The sequence below is a fragment of the Variovorax sp. V116 genome (genome assembly GCF_041154435.1).
Taxonomy (GTDB): domain Bacteria; phylum Pseudomonadota; class Gammaproteobacteria; order Burkholderiales; family Burkholderiaceae_C; genus Variovorax; species Variovorax paradoxus.
Map to the genome: position 1 here is coordinate 415612 of NZ_AP028662.1, position 20142 is coordinate 435753.

Here is a 20142-nt window from a genome sequence, read left to right on the forward strand (position 1 = left end):
TGTTCTTTCAAAGCAAATGACGGAAGCACGCGTCGCGTGAACGACGCAGCTTGAATAACGCTTGACCCCGATCTCCAGACGACTTGTTGAAGAGGAGTGATCAGCTTCGCTCTGGCGCTCTGTGCGAGCGTCTTGGACGAGTGCGGGGGGTCGCCTTCGCCACGAACACATCGCGCAGCGCGTCATTCGCGCGCGTCTGCCAACCGGGCCCAGCCGCCTTCAATGCCTCCAGAACAACTGCATCCAGCCGGATGGCGGTCGACACCTTGGCGTCGGCCTTCACACTGCCAGCAGGCCGGCCACGCTTGCGCGCCTCGATCTGCGCGGGCGTGTGCACGGCCGCATGCTCGCCGCGCTTCATTTCTCCCATGGACTGGAGCAGGTCCTTCTCGAACTGCGCCATTTCCTTGTCAATCTTCGGCATCGATCGCCTCCTTCAATTTCAGCAGGATCGCAGCGGGGATGTTGTCGAACTTGGCCTTCACGTAGACCAACAGCAGTACCAGATCGTCCTGCTCGTTGCGGTTGAAATAAATCACACGGGCGCCGCCGCGCTTGCCCATGCCGGGGCGCGACCAACGCACCTTGCGCAATCCGCCGGTGCCTTAGAGATTAATCCGTGTGCAGGGGTTATTCTGTAACTACAAAAAAAGAAGGCCGACGTCGCGCCTGGACGGCATTATTCAGTGCGACTGCTTCGGCAAGTTCAGCCCGCGCAGCACGGGAAGCCAGCGGTCCGCCTCGGCCTTGATGAACTTGTCGAGCTCCTCCGGCGTGCCGCCGCGCGGCTCCATGCCGATGGCGCGGGCGCGCGCCACGAAGTCGGGGTCGGCGATCACCTGGTTGACGGCCTTGTTCAGGCGCTCGATTGCGGGCCGCGGCGTGCCGGCGGGCACCGAGAGCGAATACCAGAGCGTGGCTTCCATGTCGAAGCCCTGCTCCTTGAAGGTGGGTGCGTCGGGCACCTGCGGCAGGCGCTTCGAATCCATCACGCCCAGCACGCGCAGCTTGCCGGCCTTCACGTAGGGCAGCGATCCCGTGATGGAGGTGCCGTGGATGTCGATCTGGTTGCCCAGCAGGGCTTGCAGCGCGGGCGCATCGCCGTTGAAGGGAATGTGCAGCGTGCTGAAGCCTTGTTCCTTCTCGAAAGCGATGGGCGCGAGGTTGGTCAGGATGGCCGCGCCCGGCGAACCGCGGTTGATCTTGCCGGGGTTCTGCTTGGCATAGGCCACCATTTCCTTGATGTTCTTGTAGGGCAGGTCGGTGCGTCCGACGACGATGGCGGGCTGGTAGGCGATCTGCGTGACGGCCGCAAAGTCCTTCGCGGGGTCGTAGGGCAGCTTGTCGTAGAGCACGCTGTTGTTCGCGAGCGTGCCCAGCGAGGACACGAGCACCGTCTGCCCGTCGGGCTTGGCGCGCGCGACGTAGTCGGCGGCGAGGATGCCGCTTGCGCCGGGCTTGTTCTCGATGATGACGTTCAGGCCCTGCTTGTTGAGCTCCTGGGCCAGGATGCGGCAGTACTGGTCGGTGCCGCCGCCGGCGGCAAAGGGCACGACGATGCGGGTCACCTGCTGGGCGAGTGCGGGCGCGACGAGCGCGCAGGCACCCAGCGCCAGCCCGATCACGAGTTTGCGGTAGCTCATTCTTGTCTCCTGTTCCGGCCCGGAATCGGGCTCTGGAGCCAGTCTAGGTGGCCGCCCTTGGCGCTGCGCTGCACGAAATGAAAAGCAGCTTTGCGGGAAGCGCCGGCAGCGCACAGCCCGGCCCTGCACACTTCGCCGATGACCGTGCAGATCACCAGAATCGGAACCACCCGGGACCAGCTGGGCGAGAGCCCTTGCTGGGATGCCGACGCGCAGGCGCTGAACTGGATCGACGCGCTGGGCGGCGCGCTGTGGCGGCTGCAAGCCGGAGCCGGGCAGGCCGAGCGGCATGAGCTGCCGGCGCCCGTGGGCTCGATTGCGCCCTGCCGCGGCGCGGCCGTGGTGGTGGCGCTGCGCAACAGCTTCGCGCGCTACGACTTCGCCACCCGCACGCTGGAGCCGCTGGCCCGCATCCCGGTGGACCACCCGAAGGTGCGCTTCAACGACGGCAAGTGCGACGCGGCCGGCCACTTCTTGGCCGGCACCATGCACGTCGCCCGCCGGCCTGGCGAGGCGGTCATCGGAGGCCTCTACCGGTTGCGCACCGATCGCCGGGTGGAGCAGCTGGCCGACGACATCGGCTTTGCCAACGGACCCTGCTTCAGCCCCGACGGCCGCGTGCTGTACCTGGCCGATAGCCTGGAACGCACCATCTGGGCCTGGGACTACGACCCCGACGGCCCGCTGCGCCACAAGCGCATGTTCGCGAGGACGTATGAATTCGATTCGGGCCCCGATGGCGCGACGGTCGATGCGGAGGGCTTCGTCTGGACCGTACTGACCCGCGCCGCCAAGCTCGCTCGCCTTGCGCCCGACGGCAGGCTGGAGCGGCTGATCGATCTGCCTGCGAGCTATCCGACGAGCATCTGCTTCGGCGGGCCGCACCTGGACTGCATCTACCTGACCAGCATTTTCCGCAGCGCGCGCCTGGAAGGGAACAAGACGCACGATGGCGGGCTGTTCCGGATCGAAGGGCTGCCTGCGCCGGGGCGCCTGCCTGATCGATTTGGAGGCTGCTAGCGCGCTGAGCTGGAAGTTACGAGCAGGACCTCTCGACGATTTTCACGTCCATCAGTTGGCGCGGCAGGCCGGCGGAGGTGATGACCGCGACGAGCAGGTGGGTGTCGACCACGAAGCGCACGGCGCCTGGTCTCAGGCGCCTGGGCGGCGCGCCTTGCGGGCGGTCTGCACTTCTTCCTCGATCTCGTCCTCCGACAGCGGTGCCAGGTTCAGTGCATCGAGCTTGGTCATGGCTTCACCCAGGCGCGCCGCGGCCGCCGCGCGCTCCTCGTGTGCGGCCAGGAACTCGACGAAGTCCACCACTTCGGCCAGGCGGCCGGGCGGCAGTTGCTTCAGGCGCTTGAGCAGGCGAGCCTCGATGGCAGTCATGGGGTGGTTCCTCGCTCGGGTATGCGTCGGTTGATTTTCGGTTGCACCACGGCTCGGTTCAACTTGCTCGAAGCCTGCTGTTCTTTGCCATGAATGTCCGAGACGGCGCTTAATGTCTGAGACAAGCCTTATCAGCCGGGACGAACGTGGGCGGCGTGGAGGCGGTCCTGTCCCCTCCTGTGACGAAGGCGGCGCGAGCACTATGAAAAATTAAACATGATTTCAATAATTATGAGATCCGACTATAATTTTTCGTATGGAACTGAACCAGATTTGGCACTGCCCCCGACCGGAGCTCGCAAAGCGCTACCTGGCCCTGTTGCAAGCCGGGCCGGTTGTGAGTACGACCATTTTCGCCCCTCGGCGCACTGGGAAGACGGTGTTCCTGCGCAAAGACCTGACGCCAGCAGCCGACGCTGCCGGCTTCACCGTCGCATACGTGGACCTTTGGCAGACGAGGTTGAACCCCGGCATCGCGATTGTTCGGGGACTGGAGGAAGCGCTCACGCCGAGGACGTTGGCACAAAGGGCGCTTCACAAGCTGCATGAGCCGGTCAAGAAGGTCAAGGCATCTGGCAGCGCGGGTGAGTTGAAGGGCGCCATCGAGGTTGAGTTGGGCGACGCGAAAAAGGAAGCCACTGAACTCGCCCTGCGTATCGAAGAACTCGTTGTCAAGCTCGTTTCCAAGAAGAAGCTTCTGCTCTTGGTCGATGAAGCTCAGGAACTCGCACGAAACAAAGAGAATGAGCTGATGGCAATGGCACTGCGCACCGCCATCACCAAGAACAGCGACAAGCTGCGAGTCGTATTCACCGGCTCATCGCGCACGCAGCTCGCCAACGTCTTCTCCAACAGCACCGCGCCACTCTTCTCGGTGGGCGCCACTGTTCAAGAGTTCCCGCTGCTTGGCAGAGAACTGGTCGAATTCGTCGCAAAGAAGTTCCAGGTCGCCAGCGGGCGAACCCTGGACGTCGCCGCAGGATGGACGGCCTTCCAAGAATTCCACCAGCAGCCCGAGCCATTTCTCTCGGTGGTCGTGGCCATGCTCATGGACCCGTCGCTCACCTTCGAGCGCGCAGTGGCAACCGAAAAGGCAGAGCAGGACAAGGAGGAAAACCACGAAGGAACCTGGGCGTCGCTCGATGCGATGCAGCGCCAGCTCCTTTTGCTCTTCGCCAACGACCCGCATGCCAAACCATTCGGAAAGGCGGCGCTTGCGAAGCTTGCCAAAGCTCTCGGCGTCCCTTCGCTCGCGCCGTCCGACGTGCAGTATTCGCTCAACAACTTGAAGTCCAAGACCATCATCTCGAAGGCGCCGGGCGGTGTGCATACGTTCGAAAGTGCGGCGTTCGAGCGCTGGGTCAGAACGTTGGCGCCCGTGAATCCCTAGCCGAGCGAGAGGGACCAGCTTCTCTTCGACATAGCCACGCAACCTCGGGCTCCACCAGAATGCACGAGATGCCGATCCCACGGCCAGCTAGTACTGCCTGGCGAACTTGGTCCAGCTTGGAACCTCGCTTCGCGTCAGTGCGCTTCAAACTGATCATGGATGATTGAGATACATTGAATCCCTCGCTTGCGTGCATCCGCTGCGCGTCAACGATGGCGCTGAAACAGCGTCTGCGACCAGCCCGAAACAGGCGTCCACGATCGCTGAATGCCCACCACGATCGCCGGAGCTGACGCCTGATCTCGCGTCAGCTTGGCAGCGACGTCGCCGTCACGAGGACAACGGCGCGATGCAAGACAGTCGACGCAAATGGACTACGACAGTGCCGAAGGAGGAGGACTCCCAGATTCGCGCAGGACCTGCCTCTCGGTTTTCGCTTTCTGAACAAGATCGAGTTGCCTGGAGTGCACCGGTGAGAGTGATTTCAAGAACTCCACATCCACGGCGTCCAAAATCTCCATCTGGCGCTCTGACAGGAGACGCCGCCCGACTCCGCTGCGCGCCAGCGCGTAGACCCGCCGGATCTTGCCTCCGAGCCTCTCGGTGGACTTCGGGTCCTGGGCAATGCGACGTAGAGCCTCGCTAGCCACTTGGATCGCCCACTGCGCCTGCGTGAGTACGTGTGGGCCTTTCTCTTTGAACAGGCCCACAGCGTTTTGCACGCGGGACTCAAGAACGTCGAGTGGGTCCATCATGCGAATGAAACGACCTGGGCGCCATTCAGCCTCGACGCTGTCCGCGATCACCCTTTTGGTGAAGAGCGTCGACTTTTTGAGGTTGGCGCCAGCATAGAGCTTGTGCAAAACGTCAATGTTGCGTTCCTTGCCTCCCGCCGTGGGGAGTCTCAGTTGCGCGACGATCGCCGTCATGCTGCTTTTCTTCGGCAGCACGACGCGGGCTTTGATCGTCTCGGCAAGCTCAATCGCTCGTGCCACCTTGCCGAGTGCGTCACCATCATTCGAAATCGCGGCACCTTCCGCCACGATGCCGAATCGATCCATCCAGAAAGCGAGTGCTTGCCCGCCAACAAGAACCATGTCGGTGCCCATGTTGGATAGGAAGAGATCGACCGTCTCTTTGTCTAGAGGACTTTCGCCGGCAGGAAGCACAGGCTCAGTGGCCACGAATTCATCCTCAGTACGGAGAGTCCGTGAGCTTGACGCGGCGTGCAACGCCGTCCGAAAACCAACTCAGTTGCGCTTGCGTGACGCGGCCGCTTCGCGCATTGGCCATGTCCGACGACTGGCGCTCACGTTTGAAGGCCCAGAGGTCGAAATCGCCGGGAGCCTTCGCTGCCTCCCCCTCGGCGTGACGTTGCAGGAGCCGAGCAACTTGAGCCACCGTCAGGCCGCACTCTTCAAGGGCTGATCCGATGCGAGCCCAATGCTCAATCTGCTGAGCAGCCGAACGCGACATCAAATTGCCCTGCTCGCGGGCGATCCGGAAAAGTTCGGCGTCAACACGGATGGAGTTCGAAGACATAGGAAGTCAGGAAGTCGCGTTTTGTGGCATTTTACCACGGCCCCTAGCCTGCGCCGACGCAGGGGCGTGGCTCGGACATTCGCTCCGATCGGCATCGAGTTGATGCACGTGCTGAGCAAATCTTCGCGATGAGGTGTGCGTAAGGGCCAGAGCAAAGCCGCCTTCACCCGGTTCGGTGCTGTGCTGCGGAAAGCGCGGGGTTCTTGGGTCCTTGACTTCGAAATGGCAGGACTGCGTCGCTTCTATCTTGGGCACCCGCTATGCCACGACGTCGGGGACCACGTGGACCGGTACAGCCGTTTGTGGAGCAAGGCGAACGCCGAGTGTTGATTGCCACCGCAAATTGAGGATCAGAGATCAGCGCAATACAACACTCTCCGGCTACGTTGCGTATCGGAAGCATCTGCAGCGGTCATCTTCACTGGCCCCCACTCACCAGAGACGCATCAAAAACGGATCGGTGAAGCAGCAGCAACCGCAACTTTGGAGGAGTGAAAATGCGCATCTACGCTGCCTACGCTGCCTACGCTGCCTACGCTGCTTCAGCTAGGTGCAGATGCTCTTCTGCATCCCGAGTGACAAGCCTGCGTGCTGTGGCAGCTTTCGCACGCGGGTCTCGGGCATCGACGGCGAAATGCAAAAAGCTTGGCGCCGGGCGGAAAAACCGGACGGGCTGCCCCTCAACCCGGTGCCTCGCGCGCGACGCCTTTCCGCTGCCGGCGCCGCTCCCAGCCAGCCCGTGAATTAGCGCTTCTCGCTTCGAAGCGCATCGGCCACGAAGTCGACAAAAGCGCGCACCTTCAGCGGCAGCACGCGGCTCTGCCGGAACACCGCGAAGACGCCGTTGGAAAAAGCCCGCACCGCAAAGCGGTAGTCGGGCAAGAGCCGCACCAGCGTGCCGGCCTGCAGGTCGCCGCGCACGGTGGCTTCCGACAGCAGCGCCACGCCCATGCCGCCGATCGCGGCCAGGCGCAGCAGCTCGCCGTTGTTGGCGCTCAGCACGCCCTGGATCACCAGCTCCTGCTGCTCGCCCGCCTCGTCGATGTACTTCCAGGTGATGATCTCGCGCTCGCGCCGGTAGGTGAGGCAGCGCACCTGGGGCAGGTCGCTCGGATGCCGGATGCGCGAGTAGGTCTTCACGAAGGCCGGGCTGGCCACCAGCACCTCGTCGCTCGACAGCAGCCGCTTGATGACGAAGCCCGAATCGGTGGATTCGCCGGTGCGGATGTCGACGTCGAAGTCGTGCTCCACCAGGTTGACCGGATGCTCGGAGAGCTCGAGCTCGACGCGGATGTCCGGATACAGCTCCGCGAAGCGCGGCAGCAGCGGCGCCAGCACGCGCAGGCCGATGTGGGTGCGCGAATGCACGCGCAGCCGGCCCTCGGGCCGCTGGCGCGCGTTGTGCACCACCTGCTCGGCCTCGCTCATGAGTTCCAGCACCGCCTCTGCCCGCTCCAGGAAGGCTTGGCCCGCCTCGGTCACCTTGAGGTTGCGGCTGGTGCGGTCCACCAGCTGCACGCCCAGTTCCTCTTCCAGCGCGCTGATGCGCCGCGAGATGGTGGCCGGCGACAGGCTGAGGCTGCGGGCCGCCGCCGAGAGGCTGCCCTTCTTCTGGGTGGCCACGAAGATGCGCAGCGAATCGAGCGCCTTCATTTCGAAAGACGCAAAGAAGGTGTGCGTTCGCTGGTGATCCGCAGGGCCCCCGAGTTCCTACGATGGACCTCAATCAAAACCAGCCAACCAGGAGTCACAGCGATGGATTTCGGAATCTTCATTCTGATGCAGCAGCGGAACAAGCACAAAACCTCCCACCAGATCCTGCGCGACGCCGTCGAGCAGACTCGCCTGGCGGACGAACTGGGTTTTGGTGCCGCATGGTACGCCGAGCACCACTTCAGCAACTACGGCCTGTGCTCCTCGCCGCTGACCATGATCGCGCACTGCGCCGCGGTTACCCGCAACATCCGGCTGGGCACCGGCATCGTGGTCGCGCCGCTGTACACGCCGGCGCGGCTGATCGCGGACGTGGCGATGGTCGACCAGCTGTCCGACGGCCGGCTGAACCTCGGCATCGGCTCGGGCTACCAGCACTTCGAATTCGAGCGCTTCGGCGTCTCGCTCGAATCCGCCAAAGGCCGCACCTTCGAGATGCTCGACATGCTGGAGGCCGGCCTCACGCAGCCCAAGTTCAGCTACGAGGGCGAGTACTACCGCCAGCCGATGAGCGCCATCAGCCAGCGCGCGGTGCAGCGACCCACGCCGCCGATGTGGATCACCAGCGTCGACCCGGCCTTCCTGTCGCGCGCCGTGAAGTCCGGCCACCATGTGTTCGTCTCGGGCGGCGACGGCGGGCTGGAGAAGCTGGCCGCCACCCGCGCGCTGATCGACCAGGTGGCCGCGGCCGAGGGCAAGGACCCGGCCGGCGTGCAGGTCGGCCTGCTGCGCGCGGCCTACGCCAGCAACGACAAGGACGAGGTGGAGCGCTACCTGGAGTGCGCGCGCTACCAGCGCCGCATTGCCGTGAGCCTGAAGCGCCGCACCGCGCAGATCGCCGACGACTACCAGGTCGAGGAAGGCATCGTCGAGGGCGAGCCGAGCCTGGACGAGATGCGCGCGCTGCTGCCCGTGGGCAGCGTCGACACGGTGATCGAGCGCGTGGTCAACGAGATCCGCACGCTCAAGCCGGTGCACTACTGCTTCCAGACGCAGATGGGCGACTTCGACCACAAGACGATGCTGCGCCAGCTCGAGACCTGGGGCAAGGTCATCATCCCGGCGGTGCAGCAGGAGATCGCCAACGATCCACCGCACCGTCCCGCGGCGCGGCCCGAACTCGCCGCGGCCTGAGCCCGGCCGCCAGGAGACCGACGCCATGTCCGAAGCCGCCGAAGGGATCCGCCCCGCCATCGAGCCCGCGCAGCTGCGCCAGCTGCTCGGATGCTTTCCGACCGGCGTGGCCGTCATCACCACCTGCACGCCGGACCGCCAGCCGGCGGGCCTCACCTGCAATTCGTTCAGCTCGGTGTCGCTCGACCCGCCACTCGTGCTGTTCAGCCTGCGCAATGCGAGCCGGCTGCTGCCGACCTTCCAGGCCGCCGACGGCTTCGTCATCAACATCCTCTCGCAGCAGCAGGACGCGCTGTCGGGCCGCTTTGCCTCCAGCAAGATCGAGGACAAGTTCGATGGCGTGGCCTGGCGCGCGGGCCGGCTCGGCATGCCGCTGATCGACGATTGCCTGGCCAGCTTCGAATGCCGCATGCATGCCGCCCACGAGGCCGGTGACCACACCATCTTCATCGGCGAGGTCCGGCACCTGGGCGCCGGCGTGCCCGACCAGGCGCTGGTGTTCTACAAGGGCGCCTACATGATGCTGGCCGAGTCGCTGCGCAAGCTCGTCGTGGAAGGGCGGCTCGGAGACGCCGACATCGACGAGGCCTACCGCACGCTCTACGGCACCCTGCTGCGGCTGGCGAGCGAGCGCGCCACCGAGACCGAGCTGGACGCGGTGCACCAAGCCGCCGACGCCATCGAGGGGCACCCCGACGACGCACCGCTGAAGGAGCGCATCGCCTCGGCGAGCGCCTTCTTCTCGTCGATCGCGGCCGCCGGCCACAACGAGGCGCTGACGCTGATGGCGCAGACCATGACCAGCGTGCTGCGCGAACGCATGACGCACGTGCTCTCGGTGCGTCCGCGGCCGGATCTCTTTCCGCTGCGCCGCAAGGTCGCGCACGCGCTGCGCCGGCGCGACCCCGAGGGCGCCGCCGCCGCGCTGGACGAACTGATCACGCAGCTGCGCAAGGGCTGAGCCCTTTTCCAATTTCCAACAGGAGACAAGATGTCCATCGACTACGCCGGCTTCCGGCGCGAACTCGAAGCGTTCGCGCGCGACGCCTGCCTGCCCGAGATCCGCGCCGTGGTCGCGGCCGGCCAGAAGATCACCAAGCGCGAATACCAGGCTTGGCAGCAGATCCTGAATGCCCGCGGCTGGGGCGCGCCGAGCTGGCCACGCGAAGCGGGCGGCACCGGGTGGGACATCCGCCAGCGCCTGATCTTCGAGGAGGTGATGGCCGAGAACGACTGTCCGCCGCTCTACCACCATGGGCTGGGCCACATCGGCCCGGTGATCATCCGCTTCGGCACGCCCGAGCAGAAGGCCCGCTTCCTGCCGCGCATCCTCGACGGCTCCGACTGGTGGTGCCAGGGCTATTCGGAGCCCGGCTCGGGCTCCGACCTGGCCTCGCTGTCCACCAGCGCACGGCTGGAGGGCGGCGAGTGGATCGTCAACGGCCAGAAGATCTGGACCTCGCATGCCCACGAGGCCAGCATGATCTACATGCTGGTGCGCACTTCGAAGGAAGCGAAGAAGCAGGAAGGCATCTCGCTGCTGCTGGTGCCCATGGACACGCCGGGCATCACCGTGCGCCCGATCAAGACCATCGACGGCTGGCACCACCTGAATGAGGTCTTCTTCGACGAGGTGCGCGTGCGCGCCGACAACCTCGTCGGCGAGGTCGGCAAGGGCTGGACCTGCGCCAAGTTCCTGCTCGAGCGCGAGCGCCTGCCACCGGCCAACGTCGCGCGGCTGGAGCTCATGCGCCGGCAGGTCACGCGGCTGGTCGAGGATGCGAGCCGGGCCGCCGCGGGCCGGCGCGACTTCAGCGGCCTGCACCACAAGCTGCTGCTGTGCGAGGCCGACGTGAAGGGAGCCCGCGTGATGATGGCCGAGGCCACCGACGACCTGATCCACCAGCGTCCGCTGGGCGTGCAGCCTTCGGTCATCAAGATGACCTGCGCCGACGTGGCGCAGCGCCTGACGACCATTGCCCTCGATGCGGTCGGCCCCGACGCGGCGCACCGCTTCCTCGCCGAGGCCGGGGAGGACGTGCCCGACGCCACCTGGATCCAGAACTACATGTTCACGCGCGCCCGCACCATCGCCGGCGGCACCTCCGAGGTGCAGCGCAACGTGGTCGCCAACGAATTGCTGGGAGCCTGAGCCATGTCCACTTCATTTCCATCGCTCTTTCCCGGCATGCTGCTGGACGCAGCCAGCCGCTATGCCGAGGACCACATCGCGCAGCAGATCCAGGGCGACCCCGTGCGCGAGCTGGGCTGGACCGCGACCCTCGTGTCCGAGGAGGCCGGCGGCGTCGGCGGCAGCCTGAGCGACCTCGCTTCCATCGTCGAGGGGCTGGCCACGCACGGCCTGCAGCTGCCGGTGGTCGAGACCTGTGCCGTCGTGCCGCTGCTGCTGCAGGCGGCCGGCGCCGAGACGGCCCGTCGCTGGCTGGAGGCGGTGGCCGAGGGCAGCGCGCGGATCGCGCCGATGACCGCGCTGTCCGCCACGCCCGAGGACCCCGCCATCACGGCCCGGCACCTGGACATCGGCTACGCGCTGAGCGGCGCGGTGCAGGGCGTCGACCTGACGCTGCCCGCCACGCACTACCTCGTGCCCGCGCAGCTGGACGATGGCGACGAGGCGCTCTTCCTGGTCGATGCCGAGCGCATCGGCCCGCCGAAGGTCCGCTACCGGACGATGGAAGGCCGCCTGGGCGCCGACTTCGCGCTGGAACGGCTCGCGGTGCCCGAGGGCGCCTGCATCGCACGCGGCGCTGCCGTGCGCGCGGCGCGCGCCAAGGCGACCGACGCCGCCTTGCTGTTGACCGCCGCCGACACGGTGGCCGCGCTGGCCACGCTGATCCGCCAGACCGTCATCCACCTGAAGGAGCGGCGCCAGTTCGGCGTGGCGCTTGCGAGCTTCCAGGTGCTGCGCCATCGCGTGGCCGACATGTACGTGAAGTACCTGGGCGCCAAGGGCCTGGTGATCCACTGCTTCCATGCCTGGGAGCAGAACGCGGCCGACCTGCGCCGCACGCTGCGCCTGGCCAAGGTGTCGCTGGCCGAGTCGGCGCGCGCCTGCGCCGAAGCGGCCATCCAGATGCACGGCGGCATGGGCGTGAGCGAGGAGGTGCTGGCCACCCGCACGGCGCAGCGCCTGATCGCCTCCGAGTTCCGCTACGGCGACCGGCTGCTGCACGCCGCGCTGCTGCTGGCGCCGCATGAGCCCGCGCCGCAAGTTTCTTTTTCCAACCAGACCGGGAGTGTGCGATGAGCATCGAACTGGAAGTTTCCGAATACATCGCCGTCGTCCGGCTCGACAAGCCGCCGGTCAATGCACTGGACCGCGCCACGCGCCGCCGCCTGATCGAGATCTTCGACGAGGTCTCCGAGCGCGCCGACGTGCGCGTCGCGATCCTCACGGGCACCGGCAAGTTCTTCTGTTCCGGCGCGGACCTCAAGGACCGGCCCGATGCGCAGAAGGCCGGCGACTTCCTCGACCACAACCGCTGGACGCGCGAAACGGGCAATGCGATCCGCGAATGCGCCAAGCCCGTGATCGCCGCCGTCAACGGCCCTGCGCTGGGCGCCGGCTTCGGGCTCATGGCGGCCTGCGACATCTTCCTGGCGAGCGAGGACGCCACCTTCGCCATGCCCGAGATCAACGTCGGCCTGGCCGGCGGCGTCTCGATGCTGCGCACCATGTTCGGCCGCTCGTTCACACGCCGCATGTTCTTCACCGGCATGAAGGTGCCCGCCGCCGAACTGTACCGCCGCGGCGTGCTCGACGAGGTGGTGCCCGGCGATCGGCTGATGCCGCTGGCCATGGAGATCGCGCAGGAGATCGCCTCCAAGGCGCCGCTCGCCGTCGCCTATGCGAAGCAGGCGGCCAACATGATGGACCTGATGCCGCAGCGCGACGGCTACCGCTTCGAGCAGAACATCACCATGGCGCTGGCCAGGACCGAGGATGCGCAGGAGGCCCGCAAGGCCTTCCTCGAAAAGCGCAAGCCTGTCTACAAAGGTCGTTGAGATGCAGGCAACGCAAGTGGGCCACGGCCTCGACGCGCTGTTCAAGCCGCGCTCGATCGCGATCTTCGGCGCCTCCGACGACGTCACCAAGATCGGCGGCCGGCCGCTGCAGTTCCTGCAGAAGTACGGCTATGCGGGCGGCATCTATCCGATCAACCGCAAGGGCGGCCTGGTGCAGTCGCTGCAGGCTTATGCGAGTGTGGCGGAACTGCCCGAGGTGCCCGAGCTCGCAGTGATTGCGGTGCCGCCCGCGGGCGTGCTCGACGCGGTGCAGGACTGCGCGCAGCGCGGCGTGAAGGCCGCGGTCATCCTGTCCGCAGGCTTCTCCGAAATGGGCGAGGAGGGCAGCCGCCTGCAGGCGCGCATCGGCGAGGTGGCGCGCGCCAGCGGCATGCGCATTGTCGGCCCCAACTGCCTGGGCGCGATCGGCGTGCCCGACAAGAGCATTGCCACCTTCTCGGTGGCGCTGGAATCGTCCTTTCCCGCGGCGGGCTCGGTGGGCATCGTCTCGCAGAGCGGCAACCTCGGCAGCTTCACCCTGCGGCTGGCCGGCGAACGCGGCCTGGGCGTGAGCCGCATGCTGACCACGGGCAACGAATGCGACGTGGACATTGCCGACGCCATCGCCTCGCTGGCGGCCGATCCCGGCACCTCGGTGATCCTGTGCTGCATGGAAACCTGCCGCGACGGCGCCAAGCTCATGCTGGCCATGGCGATGGCCCGCGAGGCCGGCAAGCCGCTGGTGGTGCTCAAGGTCGGCGTCTCCGAGGCGGGCAGCGCGGCCGCGGCCTCGCACACCGGCGCGCTGGCCGGGTCGGACGCGGTGTTCGATGCGGTGCTGCGCCAGGGCGGCGCACTGCGCGTGCCCAGCATCGAGCTGCTGCTCGAGGTTGGCCATGCGCTGTCGGTGGCCGGTCCGGCGCGCGTGCCCGGCGGCCACCGCGTGGCGGTGCTCACGGCCTCCGGCGGCTTCGGCGTGCTGCTGGCCGATGCGGCCAGCGCGCAGGGCCTGGCGCTGCCCAAGCTCGCGGCGCAGACGCAGGCGCGCATCGTCGCGGCCGTGCCCTTCGCCGCGCCGTCCAATCCCGTGGACATGACGGCGCAGGTGTCGAGCCGGCCCGAGGTGCTGGCCCAGATGCTCGATGCCGTGGCGCGCGACGACAGCTGCGACGCGCTGATCCTGCAGTCGGCCAACGCCTTCCATGTGCCGCGTCTGCGCGACGTGTTCCTGGAGGCGCTCGCGCAGGTGCGCAAGGACCATCCCGCGCGTCTGATCCTGCTTTGCGCGCGCGCTCCCGAGGACGTGCGCGCACGGCTCAACGCGATGGGCTTTCCGGTGGTCGAGGGCATCGATGCGGCCTGCGCGACGGTGGCGGCGTTGCTGCGCTTCGGCGCGCGCGATGCCGCACGGATTGCTGCGCCGGCCATCGCACGCGCGCCGCTGGGCGCCGCGGCCTTCGCCACCGAGGCCAGCGCCAAGGCGGTGCTGGCCGAGGCGGGACTGCCCGTGCCGCGGGAGGCGGTCGCGCGCAGCGTCGACGAGGCGCTCGCCGCCGCGCGCGAGATGGGTTTTCCGCTGGTGCTCAAGATCGTCTCGCCCGACATCGCGCACAAGACCGAGGTCGGCGGCGTGTTCGTCGGCGTGCGCTCCGAAGCGCAGCTGCGCGAGGAATACGGCCAACTGCTGGCGCGCGTGGCGTCGAAGGCGCCCGGCGCCCGCATCGCCGGCGTGCTGGTCGCGCAGATGGTGCAGGGCGGCGTCGAGCTGATCCTGGGCGCCAGGAAGGACCCGGTGTTCGGCCCGATGGTGATGGCCGGCCTGGGCGGCATCTTTGCCGAAATCTTCAAGGACGTGGCGCTGCAGCCGGCGCCCGTCGACGAGGCGCAGGCCACGGCGATGCTGCGCTCGCTCAAGGCCTTTCCCCTGCTCGACGGCGCGCGCGGCCGCCCCAAGGCCGACGTGCAGGCGGCCGCGAGGGCCATTGCGGCGCTGTCGCGCTTCGCGGTGCGGCATGCGGACAGCGTCTGCGAGATCGACATCAACCCCCTGGTGGTGCTGGAACAGGGCCGCGGCGCGCATGCGCTCGACGCGCTGCTGGTGCCAGAGGAACACGCCGTGAAAGGCAAGCAATGAACATGTCTTTGTCAGGCCGCACGGCCTTCATCAGCGGCGCGGGCCACGGCATCGGCCGTGCCACCGCCCGCGCCATGGCGCGCCTGGGCGCCACCGTCGGCATCAACGACCTGAAGCCGGAGTTCGTGGAGGAGGCCGTGGCCGAGATCCGCGCGCTCGGCGGCCAGGCCATCGGGCTGCCCTGCGACGTGTCGACGCGCGACGGCATGCGCGAGGCCGTGGCGCAGTTCGCGCGCGATGCGGGCCGGCTGGACGTCATGGTCAACAACGCCGCCTGGGTGCGCTACCAGCCGCTGGCCGAGATCACGCCGGAGGTCATGGACCGCATGGTGGAGATCGGCTTCAAGTCGGTGATCTGGGGCATCCAGGCCGCGGCCGAGGCGATGGATCCGGAGCGCGGCGGCTCGATCATCAACGTGGCCTCCATCGCGGCCTTCAAGTCGCCGATGCGCTCGGTGGTCTACAGCGGCATCAAGGCCGGCGTGCTGGGCATCACGCGCGCATCGGCCGCCGACCTGGGCGCGCGCAACATCCGCGTGAACGCGGTCGCGCCCGGCGCCGTGCCCACCGAAGGCACTGCCAAGCACCGCAATGCGGAACTCGATGCGCGGCGCATCGGCCGCACGCCGCTCGGGCGGCTGGGCACGGTCGAAGACATTGCCGACGCCATCTGCTTCCTGGCCGGCGACGCCTCGCGCTTCTTCAACGCGGACGTGCTGCGGCTGGACGGCGGTGCTTCGGAGACATCGCTGTGAGCGCCGCCGTTCAATCGCCCAAGCGGGTGCAGAACGTGTTCGTCGTGGCGAAGCAGCCGGCCAGCCTGCATGCCTTCTACGAAGGTGCGCTGGGCCTGCCGATGACGTTCCGCGATGGCGACCGCTGGATCCAGTACGGCGTGGGCGGCACCAACGTGGCGCTGGCCAGCGCCGAGGAGGCCGCGCCCGCCACCAGCGGGCTGGTGATGGTGCTGGAGGTGGACGACTTCGAGGGCGCGACGGAGCGCATCGGCGCGGCCGGCGGGCAGGTGCTGGGCCTGCGCGACATGGGCAGCCACGGCGCCGTGCTGTCGCTGCGCGATCCCGAGGGCAACCTGGTGCAGCTGTTCCGGCGCGCAGCGCCCGCATGAGCGCCGCGCCGGGCCGCCCCAAGCAAGCTCGCTCCCGCCTGGCGGGAAGGCGCGCAGCGCCAAGGGTGCACCAGTGAGTGCCGCTGCGCACGGGCCGGCAACGCTGCAGGAGTTGCTGGACCGCGAGGCGATCCGCGACTGCTTGCTGCGCTACTGCCGAGGCATCGACCGCTGCGACGAACAAGCCCTGCGTTCGGCCTACTGGGAGGACGCCACGGACTGCCACGGCGCCTGGAACGGCAGCGCCGCCGGCTTCATCGATCAGGCGCTGACCAAGCTGCGGCAGGGCGGACGCCGCGTCCACCAGATCGGCAATGTGCTGATCGAGCTGCACGGCGATGCCGCGGCGGTGGAAAGCAGCTTCTTCGCATTGCAGGCCACGGCCGCGCAGCCCGAGCGCGAGACCTTCCTGTGCGGCCGCTATGCGGACCGCTTCGAGCGCCGCGGCGGCGAGTGGCGCGTGGCCGCACGCACCGTGATCTACGACTGGATCGAGGAGCGCACGCGGCCCGAGCTGAAGCAGGACGACGCCGCCTTGTTCGGCGCGCGCCAGCCGGTGGGCACCGCGGCGCCGCACGACGCCGTCTATGCGCTGCTGCGCGCAGTGCGGGGCGGTGCCTGATGGCGACGGTACTGCTCACCGGCGCCGGCGGCGGCATCGGCCGTGCGGCGGCGCTGGGCCTCGCGCGCGCCGGCTGGCACTGCGTGCTGGTCGATGCCGATGCGCAGGCGCTGCAGCGCCTCGAAGCGCTCTGGCCCGCCGAGGCCGAGCGGCCGCTCGGCCTGGTGGCCGACCTGACCGATGCCGCGCGGATCGAGCGCCTGGGCCAGGAGATCCCGCCGCTCGATGCCCTCATCAACAACGCGGGCCTGTCGGCCGGCGGCGCCGAGGCCACGTCCTGCCCCGACGACGGCACGGCCGCGCGCCTGCTGGCGCTCAACCTGGCGGCCCCGGCCCGCATCGTGCAGGCCTGCGCCCCGCGGCTTCGGCCGGGTGCGCGCATCGTCAACGTGGCATCGGGCGCGGGGCTGCGCGCCATTCCGTGGCGCGGCCTCTACAGCCCGAGCAAGGCCGGGCTGATCGCGCAGGGCAGGGCGCTCGCGCAGGCCCGGCCCGACTGGACGGTGACCACGCTCGCGCCGGGCTTCGTGAGAACCGAGCTCGTGCAGCGCCTGATCGATGGCGGCCGGCTGAACCCGGCGCAGGCGGTCTCGAAGATTCCGATGGGCCGGATGGCCGAGCCCGAGGACATGGTCGAGGCGCTGTGCTTCCTGGCCGGCGCGGATGCGCGCGTGCTCACCGGGCAGCTGCTGGTGCTCGATGGCGGCTCCTCCATCTGCGGCGGCAGCCAGCCCTTGCCGCCGTGCGCGCATGGGCCGCTGCCGTTCGAGGCACCGCTGCAGCCGCATTGCGAGGCGGTGCGCGAGGCGCAGTGGCAAGCTGCGCTGGACACGTGGGTGCGTTCGCATGCGGACCGCGCCGGCATCCAGAGCTACCCCGCCGTCATCGACGGCCGCGCTCTCGATGCGCCGCCGGGCGCGCAGCTCGATGCCGTGCTCGATGCGGCCCGCCGCTTCCGCGCGCGCCATGCGGCGCTGGCCAGCCTCACGCTGCTGTTGCCGCGGCCTGCTGCGCGGTTGCCCTGGGAGCTGGCCGGCGACGCCGAAGCCGCCCGCATGCTGGTCGCCACACTGGCCGCCGAATGGGGCGCGCATGGACTGCGCATCAACGCACTCGAACTGCAGCCCGGCCTCGCACCGGACAGCTGCCTGCCGCTGCTCGGCTACCTGGCCGGCGCGCGTGCGCAGTTCCTGACCGGGCAGGTGCTGCGGCCCGGCGCCGGCGCGGCCGAACGCTGAACCAAAGACAAGGAGACCTCCGCATGATCGACACCCTCGTTTCCCGCCGCCGCCTGCTGGCCGGCGCGGGCCTGCTCGCGCTGCAAGCGCGGCTGCACGCCAGCGAAGCCGGCGGCTGGCCGGCACGCCCCATCCGCATGGTCGTGTCCGGCCCCGCGGGCGCGGGCTCGGACATCTTCGCGCGCCTTCTGGCCGGGCCGCTGCAGCAGGCGCTCGGGCAGCCCGTGGTGGTGGACAACAAGCCCGGCGCCAATGGCCTGATCGGCAACGATGCGGTCGCCAAGGCGCCGCACGACGGCCACACGATCCTGCTGTCGCCGTCCTCGGCCATCGCGATCAACCCGGTCATCCAGCCGAAGATGCCCTATGACGCGCAGAAGGATCTGCTGCCCGTCGCCCAGGTCGGCGCCGCGGGCATCCTGCTGGTGGCGAACCCGGCCACGGGCCTCGCGTCGCTGGCGGACCTGGTGCGCCATGCCAAGGCCAACCCCGGCAAGCTGGCCTATGGCTCCTGGGGCAGCGGATCGACCGGCCACCTGGTGATGGAGGGTCTCAAGGCGCAGTACGGCATGGACCTGGTGCACGTGCCCTACAAGGGCGTCTCGCCGCTGCTGAGTGACCTGCTGGGCAACAGCATCGGCGTGGGCTTTGTCGACATCGCGTCGCCGGTGCCCCACATCCGCAGCGGCAAGCTGCGGGCGCTGGGCTGCACGGGCTCGGCGCGCGGGCCGGCACTGCCCGACGTGCCCACGCTGACCGAGCAGGGCTACCGCTTCGATGCGGACGGCTGGTACGGCGTCTTCGCGCCGGCCGGCACGCCGCGCGAGGTGGTGCTGCGCCTGAACCAGGAGATCAACCGCATCCTCTCGACCGACGAGATCATCCAGAAGTTCGCCGCGCAAAACATGCCGCGCCCGCCCGTCAAGGATGCCGACCAGTTCGCGGCCACGGTGCGGCGCGACCTCGCGGCCTGGCAGTCGCTGGCCAAGGTCACCAGGCTGCGGCTCGACTAGCGCTCGCCCGAACTATTTGGCCGTAGCCTCGTACCGGACACCCACGACGATTGATTGCCAGGAGTCACCTCTTGAACACCGTACAGATCGCAAGCAAGGCGAATGCGCCACGCATTTCCTCGTGCGGTTGATTTTGGTGCTGCACGGCGCTGCTGTTGCTTCTCTGCCCGGCTCCTGCCGTCGCCTCCCTCGCCAGGCGCTCGCCGATTCCGGCTACCCGGCGTTCTCGTGCCGATGCGTCGGCGAGGATAGGCCTCACGCTGCTGGTCGTTCCGTTCGCAACGCAGAACATCGCCCCGCGGCGGTACGTGCTGGCGACCCAGACGGCGGCGCGTGTCTGGCGAGGCCCCGAAGAAGTTTGAGGTCAGGGAGGCGGCAAGCCTTCGCCTGAGCCGCCCGAACCCGGCTCATAGCCTGCCTCCCGCTGGTGGCGCAAGGCCAGCACCGTGACCACATCCCCCTCGCCAGCGTAGCGGTACAGCGCCACGTAGCCACTTGCGCCAAAGTCGATCACCCACTCGCGGTATTCAGGCGGCAGATCCTCCAGCGGCCGGCCCACCATCGGCTGTTTGCGCAGGACCTGGACTGCCTTGATGATGGTTTCCCCCGCACGCGCGGCAACTGCCGGGCTCTTCGGTCGCAGAAACTCCCGCAAGCGCTCCAGATCGCGGAGTGCCGCCGGCGCGAACCTCACTTGTGGCATGCAGGCGCTGGCAACTCTTCGTCAGTACCCCAGGTTTCCAGCCAGGCAACCATCTCGTTATCCGAGACGTGCAGACCGGTCTCCTCGAACTCTGCCCATGCGGCCACCGCGTCCTGGTGCAGGGCTTGGCGCCTTTCTTCGCGATCGACGTACTGGGCAATGGCCTCGCGCATCAGCCAATGCGGCGCTCGGTGGCGCGCCGTGGCCAGGCGCTTCAGGCGCACTTTGAGTTCGGGGTCGAGCTTGACCGGCGTCGGGCTGATGGCGGTATTCATAGGTAATACTCTACCAATGATGCCTTGGCCAGCCAACAGGCGCGCCTCGATGGCCACACAACGTGCAGTGCATATGTTGCAACGCGATGGCTCAGGCTGCATGCGGTCCTGCCCGGATACGCTGCGATTCGGGACATGGGCGGCGGTCAGCCCAACCCGCGCCAAGCGCGATTCAGTATTTCATCCCGTTCGTC

At 67.9% G+C, this 20142-nt stretch carries 21 protein-coding genes and 1 pseudogene; 13 read left to right on the forward strand and 9 right to left on the reverse strand.

The annotated features are described in order from the left end of the window. Nucleotides 1–100: 100 nt before the first annotated feature. From ACAM58_RS27920 to ACAM58_RS27930, 3 genes and pseudogenes are all read right to left on the reverse strand, one after another. Complete coding sequence (locus ACAM58_RS27920) at nt 101–424, reverse strand: BrnA antitoxin family protein (RefSeq protein WP_018907206.1); 324 nt, start codon at nt 422–424, stop codon at nt 101–103. Beyond that, nucleotides 411–611: pseudogene (locus ACAM58_RS27925) on the reverse strand (transcriptional regulator); the annotation flags it as partial. The gene ACAM58_RS27920 and the pseudogene ACAM58_RS27925, both read right to left, overlap by 14 nt. 72 nt (nt 612–683) lie before the next feature. Beyond that, nucleotides 684–1643, reverse strand: a complete 960-nt coding sequence (locus ACAM58_RS27930) for a tripartite tricarboxylate transporter substrate binding protein (protein ID WP_018907208.1) — start codon at nt 1641–1643, stop codon at nt 684–686. 138 nt (nt 1644–1781) lie between these two features. Between ACAM58_RS27930 and ACAM58_RS27935 the strand changes: the two genes are divergently transcribed. Next, complete coding sequence (locus tag ACAM58_RS27935; protein WP_051128066.1) at nt 1782–2663, forward strand: SMP-30/gluconolactonase/LRE family protein; 882 nt, start codon at nt 1782–1784, stop codon at nt 2661–2663. A gap of 132 nt (nt 2664–2795) precedes the next feature. On the opposite strand, the gene ACAM58_RS27940 is transcribed toward ACAM58_RS27935, so the two are convergent. Next, entirely contained in the window at nt 2796–3032 is a 237-nt protein-coding gene (locus tag ACAM58_RS27940) for a DUF2281 domain-containing protein (protein ID WP_018907211.1), read from the reverse strand. 256 nt (nt 3033–3288) lie between these two features. Between ACAM58_RS27940 and ACAM58_RS27945 the strand changes: the two genes are divergently transcribed. Further along, nucleotides 3289–4422 carry an AAA family ATPase gene (locus tag ACAM58_RS27945; protein WP_027730955.1) on the forward strand — a complete coding sequence of 378 codons (1134 nt, stop codon included), beginning with the start codon at nt 3289–3291 and terminating at the stop codon, nt 4420–4422. Between the two features lie 374 nt (nt 4423–4796). On the opposite strand, the gene ACAM58_RS27950 is transcribed toward ACAM58_RS27945, so the two are convergent. The 3 genes from ACAM58_RS27950 to ACAM58_RS27960 form a co-directional block, all read right to left on the reverse strand. After that, on the reverse strand, nt 4797–5606 hold the full coding sequence (locus ACAM58_RS27950; RefSeq protein ID WP_155736583.1) for a hypothetical protein: 810 nt from the start codon (nt 5604–5606) through the stop codon (nt 4797–4799). Between the two features lie 10 nt (nt 5607–5616). After that, the gene (locus ACAM58_RS27955) at nt 5617–5964 is read right to left on the reverse strand and encodes a hypothetical protein (RefSeq protein ID WP_018907170.1); all 348 of its coding nucleotides are present in this window, start codon (nt 5962–5964) and stop codon (nt 5617–5619) included. 744 nt (nt 5965–6708) lie between these two features. After that, nucleotides 6709–7617: a LysR family transcriptional regulator gene (locus tag ACAM58_RS27960; RefSeq protein ID WP_018907169.1), complete on the reverse strand. Its 909-nt coding sequence runs from the start codon at nt 7615–7617 to the stop codon at nt 6709–6711. Between the two features lie 102 nt (nt 7618–7719). On the opposite strand from ACAM58_RS27960, the gene ACAM58_RS27965 reads away from it, so the two are divergent. From ACAM58_RS27965 to ACAM58_RS28015, 11 genes are all read left to right on the forward strand, one after another. Then, nucleotides 7720–8811 carry an LLM class flavin-dependent oxidoreductase gene (locus tag ACAM58_RS27965; RefSeq protein WP_018907168.1) on the forward strand — a complete coding sequence of 364 codons (1092 nt, stop codon included), beginning with the start codon at nt 7720–7722 and terminating at the stop codon, nt 8809–8811. A gap of 25 nt (nt 8812–8836) precedes the next feature. Then, entirely contained in the window at nt 8837–9772 is a 936-nt protein-coding gene (locus ACAM58_RS27970; protein WP_018907167.1) for a flavin reductase, read from the forward strand. Nucleotides 9773–9802: 30 nt separating this feature from the next. Continuing rightward, on the forward strand, nt 9803–10963 hold the full coding sequence (locus tag ACAM58_RS27975) for an acyl-CoA dehydrogenase family protein (RefSeq protein WP_018907166.1): 1161 nt from the start codon (nt 9803–9805) through the stop codon (nt 10961–10963). 3 nt (nt 10964–10966) lie between these two features. Next, nucleotides 10967–12079, forward strand: coding sequence for an acyl-CoA dehydrogenase family protein (locus ACAM58_RS27980; protein ID WP_018907165.1), 1113 nt, complete (start codon nt 10967–10969; stop codon nt 12077–12079). Next, nucleotides 12076–12837 carry an enoyl-CoA hydratase/isomerase family protein gene (locus ACAM58_RS27985; RefSeq protein WP_018907164.1) on the forward strand — a complete coding sequence of 254 codons (762 nt, stop codon included), beginning with the start codon at nt 12076–12078 and terminating at the stop codon, nt 12835–12837. Before ACAM58_RS27980 ends, ACAM58_RS27985 begins: the two co-directional genes overlap by 4 nt. Before the next feature lies 1 nt (nt 12838). Then, nucleotides 12839–14971, forward strand: coding sequence for an acetate--CoA ligase family protein (locus tag ACAM58_RS27990; RefSeq protein WP_062364809.1), 2133 nt, complete (start codon nt 12839–12841; stop codon nt 14969–14971). Next, complete coding sequence (locus tag ACAM58_RS27995; protein WP_018907162.1) at nt 14968–15726, forward strand: SDR family NAD(P)-dependent oxidoreductase; 759 nt, start codon at nt 14968–14970, stop codon at nt 15724–15726. Before ACAM58_RS27990 ends, ACAM58_RS27995 begins: the two co-directional genes overlap by 4 nt. Continuing rightward, the gene (locus ACAM58_RS28000; protein WP_018907161.1) at nt 15723–16097 is read left to right on the forward strand and encodes a VOC family protein; all 375 of its coding nucleotides are present in this window, start codon (nt 15723–15725) and stop codon (nt 16095–16097) included. The genes ACAM58_RS27995 and ACAM58_RS28000 overlap by 4 nt, the downstream gene beginning before the upstream one ends. Nucleotides 16098–16170: 73 nt before the next feature. Beyond that, on the forward strand, nt 16171–16719 hold the full coding sequence (locus ACAM58_RS28005) for a nuclear transport factor 2 family protein (protein ID WP_018907160.1): 549 nt from the start codon (nt 16171–16173) through the stop codon (nt 16717–16719). Beyond that, complete coding sequence (locus ACAM58_RS28010) at nt 16719–17957, forward strand: SDR family oxidoreductase (RefSeq protein WP_307594968.1); 1239 nt, start codon at nt 16719–16721, stop codon at nt 17955–17957. The genes ACAM58_RS28005 and ACAM58_RS28010 overlap by 1 nt, the downstream gene beginning before the upstream one ends. A 23-nt stretch (nt 17958–17980) precedes the next feature. Next, on the forward strand, nt 17981–18970 hold the full coding sequence (locus ACAM58_RS28015) for a tripartite tricarboxylate transporter substrate binding protein (RefSeq protein ID WP_018907158.1): 990 nt from the start codon (nt 17981–17983) through the stop codon (nt 18968–18970). Nucleotides 18971–19334: 364 nt separating this feature from the next. On the opposite strand, the gene ACAM58_RS28020 is transcribed toward ACAM58_RS28015, so the two are convergent. Together ACAM58_RS28020 and ACAM58_RS28025 are read right to left on the reverse strand one after the other, a co-directional pair. Then, nucleotides 19335–19673: a type II toxin-antitoxin system RelE/ParE family toxin gene (locus ACAM58_RS28020; protein ID WP_038108164.1), complete on the reverse strand. Its 339-nt coding sequence runs from the start codon at nt 19671–19673 to the stop codon at nt 19335–19337. Then, the gene (locus ACAM58_RS28025; protein WP_018907156.1) at nt 19661–19948 is read right to left on the reverse strand and encodes a CopG family ribbon-helix-helix protein; all 288 of its coding nucleotides are present in this window, start codon (nt 19946–19948) and stop codon (nt 19661–19663) included. Before ACAM58_RS28025 ends, ACAM58_RS28020 begins: the two co-directional genes overlap by 13 nt. Between the last annotated feature and the right edge of the window lie 194 nt (nt 19949–20142).